Genomic DNA, 981 nt, shown 5'->3' with positions numbered 1-981 from the left:
TCGTGACCGCGCTCGGCGCCGAGGACCACGCCGGTATCGCGGCGGCGTTCGAGCGGCGCAGCGTCGACGAGTGGCTCGAGCTGGCAGCTCGGATCGATGTACCCATCACGGAGGTGCGCGGCGCGCGCACCGCACAAAGGAGCAGGTAACTTCCATGGCAGCGAACAACGAAGCAGTGATCGTCGGCGCGGTACGCACGCCCGTCGGTCGACGCAACGGCATCCTCAGCGGTTGGCACCCCGTCGACCTGCTCGGAGCCACCATCGCCGAACTGGTCCAGCGAGCGGCGATCGACCCGGCCTTAATCGAGGACGTCATCGCGGGATGCGTGCTCCAATTCGAACAGCAGACGGGGAACCTCGGACGGCACGCGGTCCTCGCCGCAGGCCTCCCCGAGACGGTTCCGGCGGTGACAGTCGACCGGCAGTGCGGCTCGGGCCAGCAGGCCGTCAGCTTCGCGGCGCAGGCCGTGATGGCCGGCACGCACGATCTGGTCATCGCGTGCGGCGTCGAGTCGATGTCCCAGGTCCCCATGCCACCGTCGATGACCCCGGGCGCGCCCCTCGGACCGCAGTACAGTCCGCGTGAGCTGGCGCGGTACGACGGCGGTCTCATGGCACAGGGCCTCTCGTCCGAACTGATGAACAAGCAGTTCGGATTCACCCGCGCCGAACTCGACGAGTTCGGGATCCGCAGCCACGAGCGGGCGGCCACAGCCACCGCCGCAGGCCGATTCCGAGAGCAGCTGGTCCCGATCCACGCAGATCCGGCCGACGACACGTCGCCGCTCGTCGACCGCGACGAAGGGATCCGCGCGGAGCAGGACCCCGCCAAGGTGGCCGCGCTGCGCACCGTCTTCGCCGAGGACGGGATGACGACTGCGGGGAATTCATCGCAGCTCAGCGACGGCGCCGCCGCTCTCCTGATCGCGAGCCGCGAGTTCGCCGAGGAACACGGCCTGCGGCCCCGCGCCCGATTCCG

Annotated in this window: 1 protein-coding gene; it reads left to right on the top strand. The window is 69.9% G+C overall.

The window, feature by feature from the left end; translation table 11 throughout:
• Window positions 1-154 precede the first annotated feature (154 nt).
• A partial coding sequence (locus RHBS_RS28030; protein WP_145977667.1) for a thiolase family protein occupies window positions 155-981 on the top strand: 827 nt, incomplete at its 3' end.

Origin of the sequence: Rhodococcus sp. BS-15 (assembly GCF_000813105.1) — a bacterium.
Classification (GTDB): Bacteria; Actinomycetota; Actinomycetes; order Mycobacteriales; family Mycobacteriaceae; genus Rhodococcoides.
The sequence above is the reverse complement of the archived record's forward strand: the minus strand, read 5'-3'. Positions and strand labels throughout refer to the sequence as shown.